We start from the raw sequence: 24,506 nt of genomic DNA on the forward strand, positions 1-24,506 counted from the left end.
TCCCGTCTACGCACTCCCGTTCACCCCTCCCGCCTCACCCACCCGCAGCTGTGCCGTGCACCGTCGCGCGGAAGAAGAAGGAGCAACTCTCATGAACATTCCGCGGCGCAGGTCCGCCCTGGTCGGTGCGGCCACCGTCCTCGCTCTCGTCGGTGTCCTCTCCGGCTGCGGCGACGGCGGCTCCGACACGGCGGCGGGCACCGCCTCGGGCGGCGGCGACAAGATGACCATCGGCGTGCCGGGCATCCCGCCCATCTTCCTCAACACCGTGATGTACGTGGGGGAGAAGCAGGGCTTCTTCAAGGACCGCGGTCTCGATGTGACCCTGCGCCCGCTCACCACCGGCGCCGACGTCGGCCGCGCGGTGCAGAGCGGCGAGATCCAGGGCGGCATCATCGGCACCCCGGGCGCCGTCGCCCTGCGGGCCACCGGCGGCTCCGTCGTCTCCGTGATGGGCTTCCCCAAGCCGACGTACCTGCTGGCCAGCACCGACCCGGGCGTCAGCACCTGTGAGGCGGTCAAGGGCAAGACGGTCGCCGTGGACGCGGTCGGCGCCCCCAAGGCCCTCGCGCTGGCAGGCATGCTCAAGAGCTGCGGACTCGGCCCCAAGGACGTCAGCACCATCAACGTGGGCGGCCCGCCGACCGTCGACGCGCTGGTGGCCGGCCAGGTCAAGGTCGCCGTACTGCACCCGGACGAACTCGCCACCGTACGGGAGAAGATCAAGCCCGGCACGAAGGCCGAGGAGATCATGACGCTGGCCGGCGTCGACCCGCTGGAGCACTACACGGTGCTCGTCGCGCCCAAGAACGCGCTGGACGGCGCGGCCCGCGAACAGTGGGTGGACCTGGTCGCCGCGATCCGCGAGTCCGTCGCCTACATGAACGACCCGGCCAACCTCAAGGAGGTCGCGGCCGTGGCCTCCGGTGTCACGAAGGCGCCCGCGAGCGTCACCGAGGCCGCGCTGCCGAAGTTCCTCTCGCTCGGCGTCTGGCCCAAGTCGGGCGACGGCCTGGACCGCGCCGCCATCGAGCACACGATCGACGGCGCCGTCGCCGCGGGCAACGTCCCCAAGCAGAAGGCGCCGAGCTACGACGACATGGTCGACCCGTCCGTGTTCGCCGACGCGACGGGCAAGTGATGGGTACGTCCCCGGCCGCGCACCCGGCCACCTCCGCGCCACCGGCCACGCCCTCGGCGGCGTCACCGTCCGGGCCCGTGTCCGGGCCGCCGCCGTCCCGGCCCGCGTCCCCGGCGGGCCCGAGGCGCCCGCGCCGCCTCGCCCAGCGCCTCAGGCGCCGGCTGATCCCGCTCACCATCTCCACCGCCGGACTGCTCGCCGGACTCGGGATCTGGCAGTGGGCCGGGCAGCGCGACCCCGTCCTGTTCGCCACCCCCGGCCGCTCGCTCTCGGCGCTCGCCACCCTCACCGAGGACGGCACCCTGCCGAGCGCGCTGCTCTCGTCGGGCCGGCTGCTCGTCGTCGGACTCGCCCTCGCGATCGTCGCCGGGGTCGGCTTCGGCCTGCTGCTCTCCCGGGCCCGGCTGCTGCGCAGCAGCACCGACTGGCTGCTGTTCGCCCTCCAGTCCGTCCCGATCGTCGCCCTGGCCCCGCTGATCCTCTCGGCGTTCGGCTTCGGGCTCCCCGCCAAGACGCTCGTGGTGTTCCTGACGGCCGTGTTCCCCATCGCCGTCAACACCGCCGAAGGAGCACACCGCGTGCCGGCCACCCTGCTCGAAGTCGCGCGCACCTTCCGCAGCAGCGAATGGCGGATCTGGAAGGACGTCCTGCTGCCGCACACCGTGCCGTACGCCATGACCGGCGTACGGCAGGGCATCGCGATGGCCTTCGTCGGCACCCTCGCCGCCGAGTTCTTCCTCAACGCCAGCGGCGTGGGCGGGCTGTTGCTCGCCGCGAGCACCCGGTTCGACTCGGCCACCGTGCTCGGGCTGACCCTGCTGGTCTCGGTGCTCGCGGTCGCTCTGATGGGCTGCGGGCGCGCCGTCGAGGGCTACTTCGCCCGGTGGCGGGAGGCCACGTCATGACCCAGGGGACACTGACGAAATCGCCCGCCCGGCGCCGCTTCGCCGCCCGCACCGACCGCCCCGTCTCCCGACGCGCGGACATCCTCGGCAAACTGACCGTCGCCGCCCTGGTCCTGGCTGTCTGGGAGGTCTCGGTGCGGCTGTGGCTGCCCGACTACCTGCCCACGCCCACCGGCGTCGCCGGCACGGCCTGGCCGACCCTCACCTCGTCGGAGTTCGGTACGGCGCTGGGCGAGACCCTGGGCGGGGTGCTGCTCGGCCTGCTCATCGGCTGTGTCGCCGGCACCGCGCTCGGCCTCGCGGTGGGACGGGTGCCCTGGCTGCGCCATCTCACCTCGCCGTACGTCAGCGGCATGTACGCCATGCCGATGCTCGCGATCGTCCCGATGGCGACGATCTGGCTGGGCTACTCCGGCGACACACGGCTCGCCGTCATCGCCCTCTCGGCGTTCCTGCCGTGCGTGGTCAGCACCGGCGACGGCGCCCGGAACATCCCGCTCCAGCTGTCCGAACTCGCCCAGATGCTCCGGCTGTCCAGGCCCCGGGTGGTCGTCGACGTTCTGCTGCCCGCCACGCTTCCGTTCGTCGTCGCGGGCATCCAGGTCGCCGTCGGCCGGGCGCTGGTCGGCGCGGTGGCGGTGGAGTTCCTGGCCAGCCTGCCGGGACTCGGCACGTTCATCCTCACCCACGCCCGGTCGTTCGACCAGGACGCCGCGTTCGTCGCCGTCCTCGTGCTGGCCGTGCTCGGCATCGCCGCGCGCACCGGGACCGAGGCGGCGCTGCGCCGCCTCGCGCCCTGGCATCTGCACGTCAACCGCTGACGCGCGCACCCCTCCGCATTCCCCAGCCCATCTGCAAGGAGCGAGAAATGCCCGACCACGACCACGACCACGGCGACGACGCACAGCCGCCGCGGACCGAGATCGTCCACGGCATGCGCGTCGAGTGGGACGTGCCCGTCGAGATGGACGACGGCGTCGTCCTGCGGGCGGACGTGTTCCGCCCGGTGACCGGCGGACCGGTACCGGTGATCATGACGTACGGCCCGTACGCCAAGGGCCTGCCCTTCGAGCGCGGTTACCCCAGCGCCTGGGAGGCCATGGCGCGGGACCATCCCGACACCGTGACCGGCACCTCGAACACGTACCAGAACTGGGAGGTCGTCGACCCGGAGAAGTGGGTGCCGCACGGCTACGCGTGCGTGCGCGTCGACTCGCGGGGGACCGGCCGCTCACCGGGCCGCGTCGACCCGTTCTCGCCGCGCGAGACCCGCGACTTCCACGACTGCGTCGAATGGGCGGGCACCCGTGACTGGAGCAACGGACGCGTCGGACTGAACGGCATCTCCTACTACGCGATGAACCAGTGGCAGGTCGCCTCCCTGCGGCCCCCGCACCTGGCCGCGATCTGTCCGTGGGAGGGCGCGTCTGACTTCTACCGCGACGGCTCCTACCAAGGAGGCATCCGCTCCACCTTCTGGGACCACTGGTACGACATGCAGGTCAAGACCGTCCAGTACGGCGTCGGCGAGACCGGCGGACGCAACCCCAACACGGGGCAGCTCATCTGCGGCGACGAGATCCTCGGCGCCGCGGAACTGGCCAAGAACCGCACCGACCTGGGCGCCGACATCGCGGCGCACCCGTTCTTCGACGCGTACCACCGGGACCGGTCGGCCGACTGGGACGCCATCGAGGTGCCCGTACTCAGCTGCGGCAACTGGGGCGGCCAGGGCCTGCATCTGCGGGGCAACGTGGAGGGCTTCGTACGGGCCGCGTCCGGCGCCAAGTGGCTGGAGATGCACGGACACGCGCACTGGCCGCTGTTCTACACCGACTACGGCGTCGACCTCCAAAGGAGGTTCTTCGACCGCTATCTCAAGGACGAGCCCAACGGCTGGGAGGACCGCCCGGCGGTGCAGCTCCAGATCCGGCACGTCGACGCGACCTTCACCGAGCGCGGCGAGGACGCCTGGCCGCTGCCCTCCACCCGGTGGACCAAGCTCCATCTGGACGCGGCCGGTTCGTCCCTCGGTACGGAGGCGCCCGCCGGGGCGACGGCGGAGTTCGCCGCGCTCGGCGACGGCGTGGAGTTCAGCACCCCGCCGCTCACCGAGGAGACCGAGATCACCGGCCCGCTGGCCGCCCGGCTGTATGTCTCCAGCAGCACCACCGACGCCGACCTGTTCCTCGTCGTACGGGTCTACTCACCGGACGGCGACGAGGTCGTCTTCCAGGGCGCGCTGGACCCGCACACCCCCGTCGCCCAGGGCTGGCTCCGGGCCTCGCACCGCCGCCTCGACCCCGAACTGACCACCGCCCACCGCCCGTACCACCCGCACGACCGCGCCGAGCCGCTGGAGCCGGGGGAGGTGTACGCGCTGGACATCGAGATCCTGCCGACCTGTCTGGTCGTCCCGGCCGGATACCGGATCGCGCTCCAGGTGCGCGGCAAGGACTACGTCTACCCCGGCCCCAGCGCCCGGCTGTCCAACCTGAAGAACGACCTCACCGGCTGCGGGCCGTTCCTGCACAACGACGACAACGACCGGGTGACGGGAACGTACGACGGCCGGACCACCGTCCACACGGGCGGCGACCACGCTTCGTACCTGCTGCTGCCGGTGATCCCCTAGGCCGGGTCCGGAAAGTCCCGTCTGGCCCGCTCCGCCCGCTCCACGCGCACCGCGCACACCTTGAACTCCGGCATCCGGGACGTCGGGTCGAGCGCCGGGTTGGTCAGACTGTTCGCCCGGCCCTCGCCCGGCCAGTGGAACGGCATGAAGACCGTGTCCGCGCGGATCGCCGTCGTGATCCGCGCGGGCGCGAGGGCCCGGCCGCGCCGGGAGACCACGGCGAGCCGGTCGCCGTCGGCCACCCCGAGCCGCTCGGCGAGACGCGGGTGCAACTCCACGAAGGGGCCCGGCGCGGCGGCGTTCAGCTCGTCCACGCGCCGGGTCTGGGCGCCCGACTGGTACTGCGAGACGACCCGGCCCGTCGTGAGCAGCACCGGATACTCCGCGTCCGGCTCCTCGGCGGCCGGGCGGTGGACCACGGGTACGAACCGGGCCCGCCCGTCGTCCGTCGCGAACCGGTCGAGGAACAGCCGCGGTGTGCCGGGGTGGCTCTCCTCGGGACACGGCCAGAACACCCCGTCCTCCGCCGCGATCCGCCGGTAGGTGATCCCCGCGTAGTCGGCCGGGCCGCCCGCCGACGCCCGGCGCAGTTCGCCGAAGACCTCCTCCGGGTCCGGCGGGAAGCCCTTCTCATGGCCGAGCAGCCCCGCGAGGCCGTGCAGCACCTGAAGATCGGTTCGTACGCCCGCCGGCGGGGTGATCGCCCGGCGGCGCAGCAGGACCCGCCCCTCCAGGCTTGTCGTCGTGCCCGTCTCCTCCGCCCACTGCGCCACCGGCAGGACGACGTCCGCGAGCGCCGCCGTCTCCGAGAGCACCACGTCCGCCACGGCCAGGAAGTCCAGCGACCGCAGCCGCCCCTCGACATGGGCGGCGCGCGGCGCCGACACGACCGGGTTCGAGCCCATCAGCAGCAGCGCCTTCACCTCCCCGCCGAGGGCGTCGAGCAGTTCGTACGCGCTGCGCCCCGGACCCGGCAGCGACTCCGGCGCCACGCCCCACACCCGCGCCACCTGCTCCCGCGCGGCGGGGTCGGTCAGCTTCCGGTAGCCGGGCAACTGGTCGGCCTTCTGGCCGTGTTCGCGCCCGCCCTGGCCGTTGCCCTGGCCGGTGAGACAGCCGTAGCCGGACAGCGGCCGGCCCGCCCGCCCCGTCGCGAGGCAGAGGTTGATCCAGGCGCCCACGGTGTCGGTGCCCTTGGAGTGCTGCTCCGGCCCGCGCGCCGTGAGCACCATGCCCGTCGGCGCGTCGCAGAACAGCCGCACCGCTTCCCGGAGTTGGGGCACCGGGACCCCCGTGACGCGCTCGACATGCTCCGGCCAGTGCGCCATCACCGCCGCCCTGGCCGCCGGCCAGCCGGTCGTCCGCTCCCGTACGAACTCCTCGTCCGTCCGGCCCTGCGCCACCACCAGGTGCGTCAGACCCAGCGCCAGGGCCAGATCGGTGCCGGGGCGGGGCGCCAGATGGAGGTCCGCCTGTTCGGCGGTTCTCGTCCTTCGCGGGTCCACCACGATCAACGCGCCGCCGTTCTGGCGCAGTTCGGTCAGATACCGCAGCGCGGGCGGCATCGTCTCGGCGAGATTCGAACCGACCAGGATCACGCACCCCGTTCGCGGGATGTCCTGAAGCGGGAACGGCAGCCCCCGGTCCAGCCCGAACGCCCGCTGATGCGCGGCTGCGGCCGACGACATGCAGAACCGCCCGTTGTAGTCGATCTGCGAGGTGCCGAGCACGACACGGGCGAACTTGCCGAGCGCGTACGCCTTCTCGTTCGTCAGCCCGCCCCCGCCGAAGACGCCCACCGCGTCCGGCCCGTGGCCCGCCCGCGCCGCCGTGAGCCCGCGGGCGACGGCGCCCAGCGCCTCGTCCCAGCCCGCCGGTTCGAGCGGACCGTCCTTCGTCCGGCGCACCAGCGGCTCGGTGAGGCGTACCCGCGAGGACAGCACCGCCGGCGCCGTACGCCCCTTGCCGCACAGCGCGCCCCGGTTGACGGGGAAGTCGGGGCGCTCCACGACCTCCACACCGGGGTCGTCCGGCGTCGGCCGCAGACCCATCCCGCACTGCAACGCGCAGTAGGGGCAGTGCGTCGGGACGGCGGCGGTCACGGCGGTCACGGCTGCGTCGGTCACGGCCGCGTCGGTCACGGCGACACCGGTCACGGCTCCATCGGTCGTCATGGCCACAGCGTGCGTTCGCGGTGTTACGCCCCCGCCCGTACGCGGTTACGCCCCCGACACGCGCACCTCCCGCACGCCGCCCCGCCGCTGTGAGGACGCCCTCACCCGGCCAGCGCCTCGCGCACCCCCGTCTCGACCGGACCGAGAAAGTGCGGATCGGGCCGCGTCACCGCGTCGAGCGCCGCCTTGCCCGCCGCCGCCAGCTCCCGGACCCCGCCGTAGTACCAGGTCGCGTCCCGCCGCTCGGCGACCCCGACACCGTACGAATCGACGCCCGCCGCCCGGCAGAGCGCGACCGCGCGCCGCACATGGAAGCCCTGCGTCACCAGCACCGCCCGCTCGACCCCGAAGATCTTCTTCGCCCGGACACAGCTGTCCCACGTGTCGAAGCCCGCGAAGTCGCTGACTATCCGGTCGTCGGGCACGCCACGCGCCGTCAGATACGTCCGCATGGCGTCCGGTTCGTCGTACTCCTCCCGGCTGTTGTCCCCGGTGACGAGCACGACCTTCACCTTGCCGTCCTCGTACAACTCGGCGGCGGCGTCGAGCCGGTGCGCCAGATACGGCGTCGGGGCGCCGTCGCGCAGACCGGCCCCGAAGACGACAGCGACCTCCCGCGCGGGTACGTCGGCGATGTCGCGGACATGGGCGTCGGCAGTCGTGTACAGCCACGTCGCCGGCACCAGCGCCAGCACGCATCCGAGCATGACGGCCTGCACTCCGCGCCGCTGCCCCCGCCGAGTCCTCGGCAGCCGTACGGAGGACAACCGCGCCACGGCCTTCCGCAGGCGCGCCGTCATCTCCCACTTCGGCATCAACATGAGCCCCCATCATCCGTACGTACTCCGTACGACGATCGGCGCCGCCGAAGAGTTCGCCGCGACCGCCTCCCGCCTGTGAGGACCTGGAAAACCTTCACGACACACCCGGCAACCGGCCGGCAACGTCCGCCCCACAGGATCGGCCCATGGATGAGCCGCCCGCCTTCGCGCCGTCACCCCCGCCCACCCTCGTCGTCGTCGCCCACGGCAGCCGTGACCCCCGTGCCCTGCGCACCGTCCGGGCCCTGCTGCGCCGGGTCGAGCGGCAGCGGCCCGGTCTCACCGTCCGGCTCGGTCACATCGAGATCGAACAGCCGTCCCTCACCGACACACTCGCCTCCTTGGGAAGCGGCCGGGCCGTCCTCGTACCGCTGCTGCTCGGACCCGGCCACCACGTCACGTACGACCTGCCGCGCGCCGCCGCCGCCGTGCCCCGTCTGCGCACCACGATCGCCGCGCCGCTCGGCCCGCACCCGCTGCTGGTCCGGGCGCTGTACGCGCGCCTGGTGGCGGCCGGCTGGCGCGACGAACCGCACCGGACCGACACCGGCGTCGTGCTCGCCGCCGCCGGATCGCGCGACCCGCGATCGGCCGCCGCCACCCGCCGTACGGCCGCGCTGCTGAGCGCGCGGCTCGGCGGAGTGCCCGTCGTCCCCGCGTACGCGTCCGCCGCCACACCCACCGTCGCCGACGCCGTACGGGACCTGGCCGCACGCGGCCGGAGCCGGATCGCGCTCGCCTCCTACTTCACCGCCCCCGGCCACTTCGCGACACGCGCCGCCGCCGACGCCGTACGGGACCCGGCCGCCCACGCGCCGTGGATCACCGCCGCGCCGCTCGGCGACCACCCGGACCTGGCCCGTCTCCTGCTGCACCGCTACGAGGAGGCGCGGGCATACCGAGGCCCCGAGCCGGTTACCTTCGACGCATGGAAGGCATCACCGCACCTCACGACGACCGCGCCTACGACGAGGCGGACACCGCGCGCTATTCGGCCGAACCCGACAAGCGCCCCGGCCGCACCGCCTTCCAGCGCGACCGCGCCCGCGTCCTGCACTCCTCGGCCCTGCGCAGACTGGCCGGCAAGACCCAGGTCGTGACACCCGGCTCGCAGAGCCGGGAGTGGGACGCCAGCCCGCGCACCCGGCTGACGCACTCCCTGGAGTGCGCCCAGGTGGGCCGCGAACTCGGCGCCGCGCTCGGCTGCGACCCGGACCTCGTGGAGACCGCGTGCCTCTCGCACGACATGGGCCATCCGCCGTTCGGCCACAACGGCGAACAGGTGCTGAACGACTTCGCCAAGGACTGCGGCGGCTTCGAGGGCAACGCCCAGTCGCTGCGGCTGCTCACCCGCATCGAGCCGAAGCGTTTCGTCCGCGCCGACTCGGTGTCCCCGGCGCTCACCGCACCGCGCGCCGAGTCGGCCGTGGAAGCCGGCACGGAGACCGGCGCCGGCGCCCGCCTCGTCAGCGTCGGCCTCAATCTCACCCGCGCCGTCCTCGACGCCGCCACGAAGTACCCCTGGCCGCAGGGCGCGCACCCCACCGACCCCGGCTCGGTGAAGTTCGGTGTGTACGAGGACGATCTGCCGGTCTTCGAATGGGCCAGGCGCGGCGCCCCGCCGAACCGCACCTGTTTCGAGGCCCAGGTCATGGACTGGGCCGACGACGTCGCGTACTCGGTGCACGACTTCGAGGACGGCCTGCACGCCGGCCACGTCGACCCGAGGATGCTCCGCTCCGGGCCCGAACGCGACGAGATCTGGGCGGTCGCGATCGGCCGCTACGTACCGCACGACACCGACCCGCAGGCGCTGGCCGCCGCGCTCGACCGCCTCATGGCCGAGGAGTGGTGGCCGCACGGCTACGACGGGACGGCCGTTGCCCAGGCCGGGCTGAAGGACGCCACCAGCCAGCTCATCGGCCGGTTCGCGCTCGCCGCCGAGGGCGCGACCCGGGAGGAGTACGGCACCGGCCGGCTCACCCGGTACGGCGCGTCCCTCGTCGTACCGCGCGAGGCGCGCCACGAGTGCGCCGTACTGAAAGCCGTCGCCCACCGCTATGTGATGCAGCGCGCCGACCAGGAATCCCTCCGCGCGGACCAGCGCATCGTCCTCGCCGAACTCGCCTGGACCCTGACGGCCCGCGCCCCCGAGGGCCTGGACCCCCAGTTCCGCGCGCTCTTCGAGACGGCGCCCGACGACCGCGCGCGCAAGCGTGTGATTGTCGACCAGATCGCCTCGCTCACGGACGCGGCGGCGCGGTCCCTCCACACGGCGCTCACGGGACGCACCTGACCGCCGTGGTCCGCGACAAGAGCGCCCCGCATCCCGCACCCGTCATATTCAGCCAACGGCCGAAGCGGGCCGAGCCGCCCCGCCAGGGGGTGACGCGTGTAGCAAGGTAGCCACATCAAGCCGGAACCATGCCCGTGGAGCCTCCCCTCTTTCGCCATCACGCTCCGTGCGGGACGCTCACAGATGGCGGCAGCGTAACGAGGAGGCATCAAGTGGTCGACGCACATCGGACATTCGTCATCGTCGGGGGTGGGCTGGCCGGGGCGAAGGCCGCGGAAACCCTCCGTTCCGACGGATTCACCGGCCGAGTGATCGTCATCGGTGACGAGGGAGACCACCCCTACGAACGCCCCCCGCTGTCCAAGGGCTTCCTGACCGGCAAGGAGGAGCGCGACAGCGTCTTCGTCCATGAACCCGCCTGGTACGCCGGGCACCAGGTGGAGCTGCACCTCGGCCAGACGGTCACCGAGATCGACCGAGAGTCCCGCTGTGTCCACCTCGGCGACGGCAGCTCCGTGCGCTACGACAAGCTGCTCCTGACCACCGGCTCCGAACCCCGCCGCCTCGACATCCCCGGCACCGACCTCGCGGGCGTCCACCATCTGCGCAGGCTCGCCCACGCCGACCGGCTGCGCCATGTCCTGACCTCACTGGGCCGCGACAACGGCCATCTGGTCGTCGCGGGCGCCGGCTGGATCGGCCTGGAGGTCGCCGCCGCCGCGCGCGGTTACGGCGCCGAGGTCACCGTCGTCGAGCAGCACCCCACCCCCCTGCACCAGGTCATCGGCCCGGAGCTGGGACAGCTCTTCACCGAACTGCACGGTGAGCACGGCGTACGGTTCCACTTCGGCGCCCGGCTCACCGAGATCGTCGGCCAGGACGGCATGGTCCTCTCCGTCCGCACGGACGACGGCGAGGAGCACCTGGCGCACGACGTGCTCGCCGCGATCGGCGCCGCGCCCCGTACGGGACTGGCCGAGGCCGCCGGACTCGACCTCGTGGACCCCGGGCGCGGCGGCGGCATCGCCGTCGACCTGGGCCTGCGCACCTCGGACCCGGACATCTATGCGGCGGGCGACGTGGCCTCCGTCCCGTTCTCGCTGCCCGGCACCGAGCTTCCGGCCGACCGGCTGCGCGTCGAGCACTGGGCCAACGCGCTCAACGGCGGCCCCGCCGCCGCCCGCTCGATGCTCGGCCAGGACGTGACGTACGACCGCGTGCCGTACTTCTTCTCCGACCAGTACGACCTGGGCCTGGAGTACTCCGGCTGGGCGCCGCCCGGCAGTTACGACCAGGTCGTGGTGCGCGGCGACGCCGGGAAGCGGGAGTTCATCGCCTTCTGGCTCAAGGACCGCCGGGTGCTCGCGGGCATGAACGTCAACGTGTGGGACGTCACCGGCGACATCCAGCGGCTCATCCGCTCCGGCGCCCGGCAGGATCTCGACGCCCTCGCCGACCCGACGGCGGCGCTGGACACGCTCGGCGGCTGAGCGGTCCGCGGCCCCGGTCCGGCGACCGGGCGTCAGGGACTGTCGGTGGGTCCCCGTAGAATTCTCGCGTGGCAGGCAGGATCAACGATGACGACGTGAAGGTGGTTCGGGACGCGGTCCCGATCGACACCGTCGTGTCCGAGTATCTGCAACTGCGCCCGGCCGGCGGCGGCAACATGAAGGGGCTCTGCCCCTTCCACGACGAGAAGTCCCCGTCCTTCCAGGTCAGTCCGAGCAAGGGTCTCTTCCACTGCTTCGGCTGCCAGGAGGGCGGGGACACCATCGCCTTCGTGATGAAGATCGACCATCTCTCCTTCTCCGAGACGGTCGAGCGCCTCGCCGCCAAGGCGGGCATCACCCTGCGGTACGAGGAAGGTGGGTACAACCCCACCCATCAGCGCGGCGAGCGCATCCGGCTCGTGGAGGCGCACAAGGCGGCGGCCGACTTCTACGCGGAGCAGCTCGGCGGCGAAGAGGCCGAGATCGGCCGGAAGTTCCTCGCCGAGCGGGGCTTCGACCAGTCGGCGGCCGAGCACTTCGGGGTCGGTTACAGCCCGGCGGGCTGGGACCATCTGACCCGGTTCCTGCGCGGGAAGGGCTTCAGCGACAAGGAACTGCTGCTCGCCGGGCTCTCCCAGGACGGCCGCCGGGGGCCGATCGACCGGTTCCGGGGCCGGCTGATGTGGCCGATCCGCGACATCTCGGGCGAAGTCGTCGGTTTCGGCGCGCGCAAGCTGCGCGACGACGACAACGGGCCGAAGTATCTGAACACCCCCGACACCGCGATTTACAAGAAGTCCCAGGTCCTCTACGGGGTCGACCTCGCCAAGAAGGACATCGCCAAGGCCAGCCGGGCGGTGGTGGTCGAGGGATACACGGACGTGATGGCCTGCCATCTGGCGGGGATCACCACCGCCATCGCCACCTGCGGCACGGCCTTCGGCACCGACCACATCAAGATCCTGCGCCGGCTGCTGATGGACAACGGCAGCGCCCGGGTGATCTTCACCTTCGACGGTGACGCGGCCGGCCAGAAGGCCGCGCTGCGCGCCTTCGAGGACGACCAGAAGTTCGCCGCCGAGACCTACATCGCGATCGCGCCCGACGGCATGGACCCCTGCGAACTGCGGCTCAACAAGGGCGACGCGGCGGTCCAGGACCTGGTGGAGCCGCGCACGCCGCTCTTCGAGTTCGCGATCCGCCAGATCGTGTCGCGGTACGACCTGGAGACCCCGGCGGGCCGCGCCTCCGCGCTGGACGAGGCGGGCCCGATCGTGGCCCGGATCAAGAACGGCGCGTCGCAGCACGAGGTCGCCGTCCAGCTCGCCGGCATCCTCGGCATCCTGGACACCCAGTTCGTCGTCAAGCGCGTCGCGCAGATGGCCCGTTGGGCGCGCGACCGGGGCGGCCGGGGGCCCGCCGGTCCGTCCTCGGAGCGCGGCGGCCAGGCGGGCCGCGCGTCGGCCGGGTCCTCGTACGACTCCGGGCAGTCCCCGGCCATCTCCGGCCCCGCGCTCAATCTCCGCAGCCCCGCCCACCGCACCGAGCGCGAGCTGCTGAAGCTCGCCCTCCAGCGCCCGGAGCTGGTCTCCCCGGCGTTCGACGCGTACGGCGTGGACGAGTTCACCGCCCCGCCGTACGCGGCGGTCCGCCGGGCCGTCGAGGACGCGGGCGGCGCCGAGCAGGGCATGGCCTCCGCGCCGGAGTATCTGGCGGGGGTCCGCGAGGCCGCGCCGAACGACGCGGTGCGCGCCCTGGTCACGGAGCTGGCGGTGGAGGTGTTCCACGGCAAGACGATCGACGAGGCGTACGCGGGGGAGCAGCTGGTCCGCGTCCGGCTGCGCGCGGTCGACCTGCGCATCAACGACGTGACGAGCACCCTGGCCCGTCTGGGCAACGGCGCGGACCACGAACGCCACCAGGCGGTGCAGAACGAGCTGTGGGTGCTCCAGCAGTACCGCCAGTCACTGCGCAACAACGGTGCGGCAGCGCTCTAGCGACCGGCTCGCCTCCCGTAACTCCACCCCTCACCCGCCCCAACTCCCCATGTTCTAAACATCCTTAGGTAACCGCCCGGTTACGCACGGGACTCAGAAAGTCCCCGCACACCCCTCGTGGCGGCCCTGTGCCGTACGCCACACTGGGCAGCGGTGCCTGTGTTCTCGGAGCGCGGCCGGTCCTCCCACGGTGGACCTCTCACCCCCGCGGATCCGCTCATCGTGTACGGGACTGACGGCGGCCCGGCCGCCCACGTCCCGCTGCCGCACGCCCCCGATCCGGCAGCGATCACCCTGGAGGCCGCGCCCGTGCAGACCCAGACCCTGACCGAGACCGAGCCCGCGTCGGCGGTTCCACCGCAGAGCCGCGCCGCGTACCACCCCGAGGCCATGCCCGAACCGGCCCCGGAGACGGTCACCGAGGATCCGGTGGACATCCCCGAGATACCCGAACGCGTCGGCCCGCGCGGCAAGGCCGACAACGGCGGGCCCTCGTCCGATCTCTTCCGGCAGTATCTGCGCGAGATCGGACGGATCAAACTGCTCACCGCCGTCGAGGAGGTGGACCTCGCGCGCCGAGTGGAGGCCGGACTCTTCGCCGAGGAGAAGCTCGGCTCCACACCCGACCTGGACTCCCAGCTCGCCGTCGACCTCGACCGGCTCGTCGTGCTCGGCCGGATGGCCAAACGCCGGCTGATCGAGGCGAATCTGCGGCTCGTCGTCTCCGTCGCCAAGCGCTACGTCGGCCGGGGACTGACGATGCTCGACCTCGTCCAGGAGGGAAACCTCGGTCTGATCCGGGCCGTGGAGAAGTTCGACTACGCGCGCGGCTACAAGTTCTCGACGTACGCGACGTGGTGGATCCGGCAGGCGATGTCCCGCGCCCTGGCCGACCAGGCCCGCACGATCCGGGTCCCCGTCCATGTGGTCGAGCTGATCAACCGCGTCGTCCGCGTCCAGCGCCGCATGCTCCAGGAGCGCGGCTACGAACCGACCCACGAAGAGGTCGCGGCACAGCTGGAGCTGACCCCCGAGCGGGTCGGCGAGGTCCTGCGACTCGCCCAGGAACCCGTCTCGCTGCACGCGCCGGTCGGCGAGGAGGACGACGTCGCCTTCGGCGACCTGATCGAGGACGGCGACGCGGCCTCACCCGTCGAGTCCGCCGCGTTCCTGCTGCTCCGCGAACATCTGGAGGCGGTCCTCTCCACCCTCGGCGAGCGCGAACGCAAGGTCGTCCAGCTCCGTTACGGCCTGGCGGACGGCCGCCCGCGCACGCTGGAGGAGATCGGCCGGATCTTCGGCGTGACACGCGAGCGGATCCGGCAGATCGAGTCCAAGACCCTCAGCAAACTCCGCGACCACGCCTTCGCGGACCAACTGCGCGGCTATCTGGACTGAGCCGCACCCCTGGTGCCGGACGACCACCCGTGCGGCCGTCCGGCACCGGGGCATCCCGGGCGGGCGGACTCCACGGCCGGACCGTCTAGTCCACCTCCGCGACCGCCTGTGCGAACTGCGCCGCGTACAGCCGCGCGTACGCGCCCGTCGCCGCCAACAGCTCCTCGTGCGTGCCCTGTTCCACGATGGCGCCGTTCTCCATCACCAGGATCACGTCCGCGTCCCTGATGGTGGACAGCCGGTGCGCGATCACGAAACTCGTCCGCCCGTGCGCCAGTTGGGCCATCGCCTTCTGGATCAGCACCTCGGTACGGGTGTCCACCGAGCTGGTCGCCTCGTCCAGCACCAGGATCACCGGGTCCGACAGGAACGCCCGCGCGATCGTGATGAGCTGCTTCTCGCCCGCGCTGACCCCCGACCCCTCGTCGTCGATCACCGTCTCGTACCCGTCGGGCAGCGTCCGGATGAACCGGTCCGCGTGCGCCGCCCGTGCCGCCTCCTCGATCTCCTCCTGGGTGACCTCGCGCGCCGCGCCGTACGCGATGTTCTCCGCGATCGTGCCGCCGAACAGCCAGGTGTCCTGAAGGACCATGCCTATTCGGGACCGCAGGTCCTCACGCGACATGGTGGCGATGTCGATGTCGTCCAGACTGATCCGCCCGGCCGTCACCTCGTAGAACCGCATCAGCAGATTGACCAGCGTGGTCTTGCCCGCGCCCGTCGGGCCGACGATCGCGACCGTCTGGCCGGGCTCCACCGACAGCGACAGGTCGTCGATGAGCGGCTTCTCCGGCTCGTAGCGGAACGCCACGTTGTCCAGCGCCACCCGGCCCCGCAGCTCGTGCGGGCGCTCCGCCGACGGGGCGTCCTTCTCCTGCTCGTCCGCGTCCAGCAGTTCGAAGATCCGCTCGGCGGACGCGACCCCGGACTGGACGAGGTTGGCCATCGAAGCCACCTGCGTCAGCGGCATCGAGAACTGCCGTGAGTACTGGATGAACGCCTGCACGTCACCGATGGACAGCGTGCCCGACGCGACCCGCAGCCCGCCGACGACCGCCACCAGCACATAGTTGATGTTGGAGATGAAGAACATCAGCGGCTGCATGATCCCGCTGTTGAACTGCGCCTTGAAGCCCGCCTCGTACAGCGCGTCGTTCTGCTCCTTGAACGCCCGCGCCGACTCGTCCTGCCGCCCGAAGACCTTCACCAGGGCATGCCCCGTGTACATCTCCTCGACGTGCGCGTTCAGCGTGCCCGTGGACTTCCACTGCTGCACGAAGTGCGGCTGCGAGCGCTTGCCGACCTTCGTCGCCACCAGCACCGACAGCGGCACGGTCACCAGCGCGACCAGCGCCAGCAGCGGCGAGATCCACAGCATCATCCCCAGCACACCGACGATCGTCAGCAGGGAGTTGATGAGCTGGCCCATCGTCTGCTGGAGCGTCTGCGAGATGTTGTCGACGTCGTTCGTCGCCCGGCTCAGTACCTCGCCGCGCTGCTGGCGGTCGAAGTACGACAGCGGCAGCCGCGACAGCTTGGCCTGTACGTCCTCACGCATCCGGTAGATGGTCAGGTTGATGACCCGGATCGACAGCCGCGTCGAGACCAGCATCAGCAGCCCCGCCGCGACATACACCGCCAGGGCCACCAGCAGCACCCGGCCGACCGCGTCGAAGTCGATGCCCTGCCCCGGTGTGAAGTCCACCCCGGAGAGCAGATCGGCGAGCCCGCCGTCGCCCTCCTCCCGCAGCCGCGAGACGGTGTCCTCCTTGCTGACACCCCCCGGCGTCTGACGGCCGACGACCCCCGCGAAGATCAGGTCCGTCGCCGAGCCGAGAATCTTCGGACCGACCACCGAGGCGGCCACGCTCAGCACACCCGCGCCGAGCATCCACCACAGCGTGACCTTCTCGCGCGCCAGCTGCCGCAGCAGCCGCTTGCTGGATCCCTTGAAATCCATCGACCGCTGCGTAGGAGCACCCGCGCCGGCCGCCATCATGCGTCCACCAGGACCGCTCATCAGGCCGCCTCCGCCTCGGTCAGCTGGGAGAGCACGATCTCCCGATATGTCTCGTTCCCGTCCATCAGCTCGTGATGACGCCCCTCGCCGACCACCCGGCCCTCGTCCATGACGATGATCCGGTCGGCGTCACGGATGGTCGCCACACGCTGGGCGACGATCACCACCGTCGCCTCGGCCGTCTCCCGGCCCAGGGCGGCGCGCAGTGCCGCGTCCGTCGCGTAGTCCAGCGCGGAGAACGAGTCGTCGAACAGATATATCTCCGGCCGCTGCACCAGCGTGCGCGCTATCGCCAGACGCTGGCGCTGCCCGCCGGAGACGTTCGTACCGCCCTGCGCTATCGGCGCGTTCAGCCCGCCCTCCAGCTCGGTGACGAAGTCCTTCGCCTGCGCGACGTCCAGCGCGTACCACAGCTCCTCGTCGGTCGCGTCCGGATTCCCGTACCGCAGATTCGTCGCCACCGTCCCCGAGAACAGATACGGCTTCTGCGGCACCAGACTGACCGTCTTGGCCAGCAGGTCCGGGTCGAGACCGCGCACGTCCTCACCGTCCACCAGCACCTCGCCGGCGGTCGCGTCCACCAGCCGGGGCACCAGCCCCAGCAAGGTCGACTTGCCGCTGCCGGTCGAGCCGATGACGGCGGTCGTCTCGCCCGGCCGCGCGGTCAGCGACACCTCCCGCAGCACCGGCTCCTCGGCCCCCGGGTAACGGAACTCCGCGCCCCGCACCTCCAGATGACCGTGCCGGCGCAGCGTCCGCACCGGGTCCTTCGGCGGCACGACGCTGGACCTGGTGTCCAGCACCTCCTCGATGCGCTCCGCGCACACCTCGGCACGCGGCACCATCATGAACATGAAGGTGGCCATCATCACAGCCATCACGATCTGCATCAGATACGCGAGGAACGCGGTCAGCGCGCCGATCTGCATCCCGCCGCTGTCGATGCGGTGCGCGCCGAACCAGACGACGGCGACCGACGACACGTTCACGACCGTCATCACGACCGGGAACATCAGCGCCATCAGCCGGCCGGTCGCCAACTGCATCTCGGTCAGGTCGGTGTTGGCCTTCTTGAAGCGGTCCTTCTCGTACTCGTCGCGTACGAACGCCCGGATGACGCGGTTGCCGGTGATCTGCTCGCGCAGCACCCGGTTCACCGTGTCGAGCCGCTCCTGCATGGTGCGGAACAGCGGGCGCATCCGCTTCACGATCAGGCTCACGGACACACCGAGGACCGGCACGACGGCCAGCAGCACCCCCGACAGCGGCACGTCCTGGCCGAGCGCCATGACGATCCCGCCGACGCACATGATCGGGGCCGACACCATCAGCGTGAACGACATCAGCACCAGCATCTGCACCTGCTGGACGTCGTTGGTCGTACGCGTGATCAGCGACGGCGCCCCGAACTGGCCGACCTCACGGGCGGAGAAGCTCTGCACCCGGTCGAAGATCGCGGCCCGCACGTCCCGGCCGAGGGCCGAGGCGGTGCGCGCACCGTAGTAGACCGCGCCTATCTGGCCGATGACCTGGAGGACACTGACGGCGATCATGAGAGCGCCGAACTGGATGATGTAGCCCGTGTCACCCTTCACGACACCGTTGTCGATGATGTCCGCGTTGAGCGTGGGCAGATAGAGGCTGGCGCAGGTCTGGAGCAGCTGGAGCACGACCAGCAGGCCGATGGCTCGTCTGTAGGGGACCAGATGGGTTCTGAGTAGTCGTAGCAGCACGTGCTGTCTCTCGGGCTCGGCAAGATCGGGGGTCGGACCCCATCCTGCGCCACCCGGACCGCCGGAACCCAAAGGTTTTCCACAAAGGCCCGGTCAAGAACTACTGTCGTACCGCAAGGATCCCGCCCCGGTCCCGAGCCCCCGGTCCCGAGCCTCCAGCCCCCGGCCCCGAGCCCCCAGGCACCTCGGCCCCCCGGCCCCGGACCGCTCGGTCCCTACACCCCCGGCGCCGTGGCGAACGCTCCCGGGTGAATCTGCTCACGGGCCGCGGTGTACTGCTGGCGCACCGCCGCCCCCACCGCCGCCTCCTCGCCCGGCTGGAAGACCTGCACCTCCGCGCCCCGCCAGTCCGGCGGGCTGTGCGGGGACAGTGTGTTCTTCGAGACACCCAGTGCCCACGCGGCCTGCCGCGCCGCGCCCAGGGCCGCATACTCCGCCGGCTCCGGCACCACGACCTGCGCCCCGAAGATCCCCGGCGCGGACGCCTGTACGGCGGGCAGCCCGGCCGCCGCGCCCAGCAGGAACACCCGCCGCACCTCGACCCCGCGCCCGCGCACCACGTCCATCGCGTCGGCCAGCGAGCAGAGCATCCCCTCGAACGCGGCCCGCGCCAGATGCTCCGGCTTCATCGACTCCCGCCGCAGCCCCGTCAACGTGCCCGCCGTGTGCGGCAGTTGGGGCGTCTTCTCGCCCTCCAGATAGGGCAGGAACACCAGACCGGACGCCCCGGGCGTGGACTTGAGCGCCAGCGCCGACAGCTCCTCCAGGTCCTCGGTCCCCAGCAGCTCCGCCGTCCCGCGCAGGGCCCGTACGGCGTTGAGCGTGTGGACGACCGGCAGATGCATCCCCGTGGCGTCGGCGAACGACGTGATCATCCCGGAGGGGTCCGCGAGCGCCTCGTGGTGCACGGTCATCACCGACCCGGAGGCGCCCAGCGACACGACCGCGTCACCGATCCCCACGCCGAGCCCGAAGGCGGCGGCCATGGTCTCGCCCGTCCCCGCGGATATAAGCAGACCCTCAGGGGTTGTCCCGGCGGCCTCGGCCGGACCGAGCACCTCCGGCAGCGCCGCCTGATGCCCCAGCGCCAGCTCTATCAGATCCGGCCGGTACGCACCCGTTCGGGCCGACCAGAAACCGGAACCGGACGCCGCGCCCCGGTCCGTCGTACGACGCGCGGGCCGGCCGAGCAACTGCCACACCAGCCAGTCGTGCGGCTGGAGGATCATCGCCGTACGCCCCGCCGCCTCCGGCTCGTGCCGCGCCAGCCAGCGCAGCTTCGCCACCGGCTGACCGGACTGCGGCACCGACCCGACGGCCTCGGCCCAGGCCTGCCGGCCGCCGAGCGCGTCGATCAGATCGGCGGCGGCGACCTGCGCGCGCTTGTCGTTGCCGAGCAGCGCGGGCCGCACGAGATTGCCGGACCGGTCCAGCGGCACGAGCCCGTGCTGCTGCGCGGACACGCCGATGGCCTCCACGCCCTCCAACAGCCCGCCGCCCGCGGCCTCGCCGAGCGACAGCAGCCAGACCTGCGGATCGACCTCGGTGGCCTTGGCCTCGACGGGATGTGCCGCGTATCCCTGCTTCAGCACGGCACCCGTGTCCGCGTCACACACGACGATGCGCGTGGAATCCGACGAACTGTCCAACCCGGCGACTATTCCCATGGCACGATTCTGCCGCACGCGCGAAGCATCGGCGGCTGCCGGGACCGAGGGGCCGCCGGACGAGCCGCCGGACGCCCGGCAGGGCGGGTCAGGTGTTGGTGGTCCCCCAGTCGTCCTCACCGTTGCCGTTCCGCGAGCGCAGCGACCGGACGCGGTCGGCGACGGACCCGGGGACCTTGTCCCCGACCTTGTCGCTCACCGAGTGGTACGCCTTGCCCGCGTACTCACGCCCGGACAGCGCCGCCGTCTCGGCGGCGTTGCGCACGGCCGGGTTCTGCGAGATCCGGCTTGCCGACTTCTTGAGCTGCTCGTAGCGCTCGCGCCCGGCCCTGGTACCCAGTACATAACCGACAGCCAGTCCCGCGATGAACGTGAGGCGCCGCATGGCCTGCCACCCTTCGTTAGTTCGTTGGCATCGGACCTTGAGCCGTGACGTCCGCCTACCCCCCAGGCCCGAGATCACCCAGTGTGACCCGGCGGGATACCGATTGGCGGAGCACCCCCCTGCTTGCGCTAATGTATGTGTCGCAGCGAACGTCCGCCGCCCCGGCAGAGCCGGGTGGGTGCGTTCGACGCATACGCAGCAATCCCCTGTAGCTCAATTGGCAGAGCAGCCGGCTGTTAACCGGCAGGTTACTGGTTCGAGTCCAGTCGGGGGAGCGCGATCTCCTGTAGCTCAATTGGCAGAGCATTCGGCTGTTAACCGGAGGGTTGCTGGTTCGAGTCCAGCCGGGAGAGCAAGCACGGAAGAGGACCCCTCGGGGTCCTCTTTCTTGTGTCCGCGTCCGCGCACCGCCGGCCCGTCGACCGGTGCGGGGAGGGTGCGACTACGGTTCGACCAACGTCTTCCGGGTGATCTTCACGGTTCCTTGGAACCGGTCGGCGCGCGACGAAGTCCTCATGGTCAGGCGTTGCCGACCATCCGAGGCAGGAGATCGTATGAGCGGCTATGCTGCGGCAGACGGCGCGCACAAATGTGCGCGACGCGCCGTTAGGGGCGGTAGCTCAGCCGGTTAGAGCAGCGGACTCATAATCCGTCGGCCGTGGGTTCGAGTCCCACCCGCCCCACCGCGCGGCGCAGGTGACGAAACGTTTTCACCTGCGACAACAGGATGCATGGACCAGGGCCCCAAGCGTGGAGGACACGCCGGGGCCTTTCTGCTCGCCCCCGGTCGGCCCCTGCTCGCCCGAGTGTTCCGTGATCAGGGGATGCGGACCGGTCGGCGGATGTGCGGCCGGGGTTCGAACACGGCGGAGTCCGGTCGGTCCGGACCCCCGCATCCGCCCCGGACAATCCGGGCATCGACCGGAATCGGCCACGTCAGCGGGATGGATGAGCTGTCAACGTCCTCGCTACACTCCCTCAATGGATGCAACGCCTCGGTGGCTGACCTCGGAGCAGAAGGTTGCCTGGGACAGCTTCATCCGCATGCAGGAGACGCTCATCGGGCGTCTGTCGCGACTGGTTCAGTCCGACTCCCACATGTCGGCCTCCGACTACCTCGTGCTGGCGAGCCTCACCGAGCGGGGCGGCGGGCGGATGCGTTTCCTGGATCTGGCCAAGTCGGTGGAGTGGGAGAAGAGCCGGATGTCCCACCAGGTCCGGCGGATGACGACGCGGGGACTGCTGGCCAGGGAAGACTGTCCCGATGACGGACGCGGCGCGTTCATCGTCGCCACCCCGGCCGGGTACGAGGCGATCGAAGAGGCCGCGCCCCTGCATGTCGAGCGCGTCCGACGGCTGTTCATCGACGCCCTCACTCAGGAAGAACTCGACACGCTCGCCCGGATCTCGAACCGCGTCGTCGAGCACATGAAGACGCAGCCCGACTAACCGATCCGAGAGTTTCGACGACTTCATGGCCCGGTGAGTGCGTAGATCTAGTTGATGTATCAACCGCCACGCCAGGGCAATATCGCCGACCCGTCAATCGTCGGGCTTGGCGGACGCATCCTTACCGCCGCCCTCGGTAGGATCCGCGCGCCTGATTGTCGGATCCGCCGTCAGATTCGCGCGCGCCGAGGCTAGTTGACGCATCAACGGTCGATATCTATCGTAGGTGACGCGTCAACCAAACGGTTTGAGGTCGTCGGCCGGTCGCCGCGCCGTCTGAGGCCCGTGGACGCGAATCTCCAGCAAGGGAATCCCATGAGCACCGAGAACAAGGCCGGACTCGACGCGCTGCTGACGCCCGAGGAGAGTGTTGTCGTACTGATCGACCATCAGGCGTTCCAGGTCGCCAACCTGAACAGCCACGAACCGACGCTGGTCATCAACAACGCCGTCGGGCTCGCCAAGGCCGCGAAGGTGTTCGACGTCCCGACCATTCTGACGACCGTTCTGGAGGAGCGCGGTGGCCTTCTTCTCCAGGGCATTCAGGATGTGTTCCCGGAGCAGAAGCCGATCAACAGGACCTGGGTCAACACCTGGCAGGACGAGCGCGTCGTGGATGCCGTCAAGGCGACAGGGCGCAAGAAGCTGATCATCGCCGGCCTCTGGACGGAGGTCTGTGTGGCCATGCCGGCGATACAGGCGGCGGGCGAGGGCTTCGACGTCTTCGTCGTCACCGACGCTTCGGGCGGTGCCTCGAAGGAGGCCCACGACATGGCCGTGCGGCGCATGATCCAGGCGGGCGTGACGCCGATCACCTGGATGGCCGTGATGTCCGAGTGGCAGCGTGACTACACCCGTGAGAAGACCGTGCCGGGCATCGTCGAGGTGCTGGCGCAGCACGGCGGTGCCAGCGGTGTGGCCTACGCCTGGGAGACGCAGCTCCTGGCCACGCCCGCCGGAAGCGACGCCTGACATCACGTCCCTCGCCCGGCCCGGACCCGATGCCGCGCTCGCCGACGAGTGACGGGGTCGGCCGCGGCGGCTCGACAACAGCGGGTCGCCGGACGCTCCGGCGGCCCGCTGTCGGTTCGCCCAAGCCTTGAGGGCGGCCGAGTAAGTTGATGTGTCAACCAGATTGGGTTACTGTGCGGCCAGACTCACGCGCAGGACTTGAGGGAGGACAACACATGGCAGTGGAAGTGAACGACGCTCCCGGAGCCAAGCGGTACGAGGCCCGGGTCGACGGAGAGGCCGAGGTCGCGGGCGTCGCGGAGTACATCCGCACCAAGGAGTTGGTCGCCTTCGTGCACACCGAGGTCTCGACGGACTACGAGGGCAGGGGAGTCGGTGCGGCGCTGGTGCGCACCTCCCTCGACGAGGCGCGTGCAGCGAACCTGCGAGTGCTGGCCACCTGCCCGTTCTACTCGGGGTGGATCGCCCGGCATCCCGAGTACCAGGACCTGCTGTACCAGTCCCGCAGCAGAGTCAGCGACTGAACAGCACGAGCGGCGCGGCCGTCGGGTGCGCCGCGGTACGAACTCAGGGAGAGCGCATGGGGTACATCACCGTAGGGAATGAGAACAGCACGCCGGTCGAGCTGTACTACGAGGATCAGGGCGAGGGGCGGCCCGTCGTTCTCATCCACGGATATCCGCTGAACGGTCACAGCTGGGAGCGCCAGACGCGGGATCTTCTGGACGCCGGACATCGCGTCATCACCTACGACCGCCGGGGCTTCGGCAAGTCGTCGAAGGTGAACTCCGGATACGACTACGACACCTTCGCCGCGGACCTGAACACCGTGCTGGAGACGCTCGACCTTCGCGACGCCGTCCTGGTGGGCTTCTCGATGGGCACCGGCGAAGTCGCCCGTTACGTGTCGCGATTCGGGCACGAAAGGGTCGCCAAGCTCGCGTTCCTGGCCTCGCTGGAGCCGTTCCTCGTCGCCCGGGACGACAACCCCGAGGGCGTGCCGCGGAAGGTCTTCGACGGAATCGAGGCGGCGGCGAAAGCCGATCGGTACGCCTGGTACACCCAGTTCTTCGCGGACTTCTACAACCTTGACGAGAACCTGGGCGGCCGGATCAGTCAGGAGGCCGTCACCGCGAGCTGGAACGTGGCGACGTCGAGTGCCCCCGTGGCGGCCCACGCGGTCGTCTCCGCCTGGATCGAAGACTTCCGCACCGACGTCGAAGCGGTCCGCGCCAGCGGCAAGCCGGCTCTGATCCTGCACGGCACGGCCGACAGGATCCTGCCGATCGACGCCACCGCGCGCCGCTTCCGACGGGATCTGCCGGACGCGCGGTACGTGGAGATCGAGGGCGCCCCGCACGGGTTGCTCTGGACGCACGCGGATGAGGTCAATTCGGCTCTGCGCGACTTCCTCGGCTAAGAC

At 71.0% G+C, this 24,506-nt stretch carries 19 protein-coding genes, 3 tRNA genes and 1 pseudogene; 17 read left to right on the top strand and 6 right to left on the bottom strand.

Annotated features, from left to right (window positions below):
* Window positions 1–91: 91 nt before the first annotated feature.
* From ACFYNU_RS32945 to ACFYNU_RS32960, 4 genes are read left to right on the top strand one after another with little or no spacing between them, the layout of a single operon-like run.
* On the top strand, window positions 92–1,141 hold the full coding sequence (locus ACFYNU_RS32945) for an ABC transporter substrate-binding protein (RefSeq protein WP_356593491.1): 1,050 nt from the start codon (window positions 92–94) through the stop codon (window positions 1,139–1,141).
* On the top strand, window positions 1,141–2,046 hold the full coding sequence (locus ACFYNU_RS32950; RefSeq protein WP_356593489.1) for an ABC transporter permease: 906 nt from the start codon (window positions 1,141–1,143) through the stop codon (window positions 2,044–2,046). Before ACFYNU_RS32945 ends, ACFYNU_RS32950 begins: the two co-directional genes overlap by 1 nt.
* Window positions 2,043–2,867, top strand: a complete 825-nt coding sequence (locus tag ACFYNU_RS32955; RefSeq protein ID WP_356593487.1) for an ABC transporter permease subunit — start codon at window positions 2,043–2,045, stop codon at window positions 2,865–2,867. The genes ACFYNU_RS32950 and ACFYNU_RS32955 overlap by 4 nt, the downstream gene beginning before the upstream one ends.
* A gap of 47 nt (window positions 2,868–2,914) precedes the next feature.
* Window positions 2,915–4,681, top strand: a complete 1,767-nt coding sequence (locus tag ACFYNU_RS32960; RefSeq protein ID WP_356593485.1) for a CocE/NonD family hydrolase — start codon at window positions 2,915–2,917, stop codon at window positions 4,679–4,681.
* On the opposite strand, the gene ACFYNU_RS32965 is transcribed toward ACFYNU_RS32960, so the two are convergent.
* Together ACFYNU_RS32965 and ACFYNU_RS32970 are read right to left on the bottom strand one after the other, a co-directional pair.
* Entirely contained in the window at window positions 4,678–6,855 is a 2,178-nt protein-coding gene (locus ACFYNU_RS32965) for a molybdopterin oxidoreductase family protein (protein WP_356593483.1), read from the bottom strand. The genes ACFYNU_RS32960 and ACFYNU_RS32965 overlap by 4 nt on opposite strands.
* A 101-nt stretch (window positions 6,856–6,956) precedes the next feature.
* Window positions 6,957–7,655, bottom strand: a complete 699-nt coding sequence (locus tag ACFYNU_RS32970; protein ID WP_356593591.1) for an ElyC/SanA/YdcF family protein — start codon at window positions 7,653–7,655, stop codon at window positions 6,957–6,959.
* On the opposite strand from ACFYNU_RS32970, the gene ACFYNU_RS32975 reads away from it, so the two are divergent.
* The 6 genes and pseudogenes from ACFYNU_RS32975 (at window position 7,561) to ACFYNU_RS33000 (ending at window position 14,857) form a co-directional block, all read left to right on the top strand.
* A complete protein-coding gene (locus ACFYNU_RS32975; protein WP_356593601.1) occupies window positions 7,561–7,755 on the top strand; it encodes a hypothetical protein in 195 nt (64 codons plus the stop codon). The two genes, ACFYNU_RS32970 and ACFYNU_RS32975, sit on opposite strands and share 95 nt — an antisense overlap.
* 67 nt (window positions 7,756–7,822) lie before the next feature.
* Window positions 7,823–8,581 (top strand): annotated as a pseudogene (locus ACFYNU_RS32980) (sirohydrochlorin chelatase); the annotation flags it as partial.
* A 23-nt stretch (window positions 8,582–8,604) separates the two neighbouring features.
* Window positions 8,605–9,972, top strand: a complete 1,368-nt coding sequence (locus ACFYNU_RS32985; RefSeq protein ID WP_356593481.1) for a deoxyguanosinetriphosphate triphosphohydrolase — start codon at window positions 8,605–8,607, stop codon at window positions 9,970–9,972.
* 212 nt (window positions 9,973–10,184) lie between these two features.
* Window positions 10,185–11,462 (top strand): FAD-dependent oxidoreductase, encoded by a 1,278-nt coding sequence (locus ACFYNU_RS32990; RefSeq protein WP_356593479.1) that lies wholly within the window; start codon window positions 10,185–10,187, stop codon window positions 11,460–11,462.
* Window positions 11,463–11,530: 68 nt separating this feature from the next.
* Window positions 11,531–13,459 carry a DNA primase gene (dnaG, locus tag ACFYNU_RS32995; protein ID WP_356593477.1) on the top strand — a complete coding sequence of 643 codons (1,929 nt, stop codon included), beginning with the start codon at window positions 11,531–11,533 and terminating at the stop codon, window positions 13,457–13,459.
* A gap of 153 nt (window positions 13,460–13,612) precedes the next feature.
* Window positions 13,613–14,857, top strand: coding sequence for a sigma-70 family RNA polymerase sigma factor (locus ACFYNU_RS33000; protein WP_356593475.1), 1,245 nt, complete (start codon window positions 13,613–13,615; stop codon window positions 14,855–14,857).
* A gap of 85 nt (window positions 14,858–14,942) precedes the next feature.
* Here ACFYNU_RS33000 and ACFYNU_RS33005 read toward each other — a convergent pair whose 3' ends face one another.
* From ACFYNU_RS33005 to ACFYNU_RS33020, 4 genes are all read right to left on the bottom strand, one after another.
* A complete protein-coding gene (locus ACFYNU_RS33005) occupies window positions 14,943–16,877 on the bottom strand; it encodes an ABC transporter ATP-binding protein (protein WP_356593473.1) in 1,935 nt (644 codons plus the stop codon).
* Entirely contained in the window at window positions 16,877–18,610 is a 1,734-nt protein-coding gene (locus ACFYNU_RS33010; protein ID WP_356593471.1) for an ABC transporter ATP-binding protein, read from the bottom strand. Before ACFYNU_RS33010 ends, ACFYNU_RS33005 begins: the two co-directional genes overlap by 1 nt.
* Before the next feature lie 215 nt (window positions 18,611–18,825).
* Complete coding sequence (locus ACFYNU_RS33015) at window positions 18,826–20,277, bottom strand: FGGY family carbohydrate kinase (RefSeq protein WP_356593469.1); 1,452 nt, start codon at window positions 20,275–20,277, stop codon at window positions 18,826–18,828.
* Between the two features lie 88 nt (window positions 20,278–20,365).
* Window positions 20,366–20,662 (bottom strand): YtxH domain-containing protein, encoded by a 297-nt coding sequence (locus tag ACFYNU_RS33020; protein ID WP_147872945.1) that lies wholly within the window; start codon window positions 20,660–20,662, stop codon window positions 20,366–20,368.
* Window positions 20,663–20,864: 202 nt separating this feature from the next.
* On the opposite strand from ACFYNU_RS33020, the gene ACFYNU_RS33025 reads away from it, so the two are divergent.
* The 7 genes from ACFYNU_RS33025 to ACFYNU_RS33055 all read left to right on the top strand — a co-directional run bounded on the left by ACFYNU_RS33025 (window position 20,865) and on the right by ACFYNU_RS33055 (window position 24,503).
* Window positions 20,865–20,937: transfer RNA gene (locus ACFYNU_RS33025), tRNA-Asn, on the top strand.
* Window positions 20,938–20,942: 5 nt separating this feature from the next.
* Window positions 20,943–21,015, top strand: a tRNA-Asn gene (locus tag ACFYNU_RS33030).
* Between the two features lie 256 nt (window positions 21,016–21,271).
* A tRNA-Ile gene (locus ACFYNU_RS33035) sits at window positions 21,272–21,345 on the top strand.
* Window positions 21,346–21,643: 298 nt separating this feature from the next.
* A complete protein-coding gene (locus ACFYNU_RS33040; protein WP_356593464.1) occupies window positions 21,644–22,111 on the top strand; it encodes a MarR family transcriptional regulator in 468 nt (155 codons plus the stop codon).
* 315 nt (window positions 22,112–22,426) lie between these two features.
* Complete coding sequence (locus tag ACFYNU_RS33045; RefSeq protein WP_356593462.1) at window positions 22,427–23,083, top strand: hydrolase; 657 nt, start codon at window positions 22,427–22,429, stop codon at window positions 23,081–23,083.
* 215 nt (window positions 23,084–23,298) lie between these two features.
* On the top strand, window positions 23,299–23,607 hold the full coding sequence (locus tag ACFYNU_RS33050) for a GNAT family N-acetyltransferase (protein WP_356593460.1): 309 nt from the start codon (window positions 23,299–23,301) through the stop codon (window positions 23,605–23,607).
* Between the two features lie 56 nt (window positions 23,608–23,663).
* Window positions 23,664–24,503, top strand: a complete 840-nt coding sequence (locus ACFYNU_RS33055; RefSeq protein WP_356593458.1) for an alpha/beta hydrolase — start codon at window positions 23,664–23,666, stop codon at window positions 24,501–24,503.
* The last annotated feature ends 3 nt before the right edge of the window (window positions 24,504–24,506 follow it).

Origin of the sequence: Streptomyces sp. NPDC006643, assembly GCF_042870175.1 — a bacterium.
Classification (GTDB): Bacteria; Actinomycetota; Actinomycetes; order Streptomycetales; family Streptomycetaceae; genus Streptomyces.